2 protein-coding genes are annotated in these 1,362 nt (G+C 23.7%); both read left to right on the top strand.

The features are described 5' to 3' along the window. Positions 1-56 precede the first annotated feature (56 nt). On the top strand, positions 57-548 hold the full coding sequence (locus AJ885_RS00255; protein ID WP_070280519.1) for a hypothetical protein: 492 nt from the start codon (positions 57-59) through the stop codon (positions 546-548). Positions 549-620: 72 nt separating this feature from the next. Further along, positions 621-1,362: hypothetical protein (locus tag AJ885_RS10570; protein WP_251988564.1), on the top strand; the 742-nt coding region annotated here is incomplete at its 3' end.

The following is a 1,362-nucleotide window of genomic DNA, read 5'->3' as shown; positions in this document are numbered from 1 at the left end:
CTAAACTTGATTTTAAAGATAAAGCTTATAATGTGCTTTATAATACAGGAGTTTAAATGGGAGAAGATATTACATTTTCTATTTTTTGGGGTTTATTTGGATTTATTCTTGCTTTTACTAATATAAAATTTTATCTTACAACTTTAAGTGTTCTTATTGCCTTTTCTATTTTAAATTATTGGATGAGAATTAACATAAAAGAATTTGTAAAATCTTATTTTTTAGTATATTTTATTATCTTTTTTATGGCTATTGTTATCATATTTTATCTTACCTATGGTATTGAAACTTCTAGGGATCTTGCATTACTTAGCTCTCTAGAAGCTAAAGAATTGTCACCGCAAGAATATAAAGCATATAATTATTTTGGATTTTTGACTTGTATAACTATGTTTTTTTTTACAATCACATTTTTTATACTTCCTTGTTTATTGCAAGCTTATTTATTTAAATGTTATAGCACAGAAGAAAAACGCAAAAAATTAAGTTGGCTTATAGGGTTTGTGTGTAATCCTATATTAATGGCGGGTGTGTATGTGATGTATTAAAATCTTTAAAGACTATCAAAAATTTAATATATTTGATATAATATTCATTTATCTTAAATATTTAGAAAAAAAATGGATAGAGAATTATTTATAACAAGGTTTGCTTTTATAAACAATGACGAAATAGACACAATAGATAAAAATTCATCCATAGCATATTTAAAAGCCTTATATCAATGTGAAAATTCCATAGCTATAAATTATAATCAAGAAGATCTTTTCACCCAAGCTACCGCTATAAACAATCTAGGCTATAATTCTACTTTCACAAAAATCTTCATCCTAGATAAAGAAAAGCTCAATGATACCTATCTTGATGCTAGAAAAAGGCTTTATAAATCTATCAATACTTTAAAAGAAAAAAGAAATGAAAAAATAAAAGATATCCAAGACTATTTAAATAAAGAAATTTCCTTACAAGATAATCTAAATAATCAAAGCTTTAATACTAAGGAAAATGATGTTAATTTAATTTTAAACGAAGTATTTAACATAGAGCAATTTTATGATAAAAATACCAATACTATAGTATTAAAGACAAATAATATAAAAATCATATTCTTAGATAAAGTAAATTTACAAGATTTGCAAGATAATTCTAACAATACTTCTTTCATCTCTATGTCAAATTTGATCCATATTTATGATAATCATTGTGATATTTTTGCAAAAGATAGAAGTGTTTTGGATATAAAGGACATAGAAGAAAAATATCAAATAGATTTTAAAAGTTTAGATATAAAAATCTTTTTAAACTCCACTCTCCTTACAGGATCAAATGAACTTCCTAATAATCCTTTTTACTTTGGAGAAT

Source organism: Campylobacter sp. BCW_6464, assembly GCF_001762775.1.
GTDB lineage: Bacteria > Campylobacterota > Campylobacteria > Campylobacterales > Campylobacteraceae > Campylobacter_D > Campylobacter_D jejuni.
The sequence above is the reverse complement of the archived record's forward strand: the minus strand, read 5'-3'. Positions and strand labels throughout refer to the sequence as shown.

Excerpts from the sequence above, each read along its gene's own strand:
- AJ885_RS00255 (WP_070280519.1), top strand. The coding sequence starts at position 57 with ATGGGAGAAGATATTACATTTTCTATTTTTTGGGGTTTATTTGGATTT.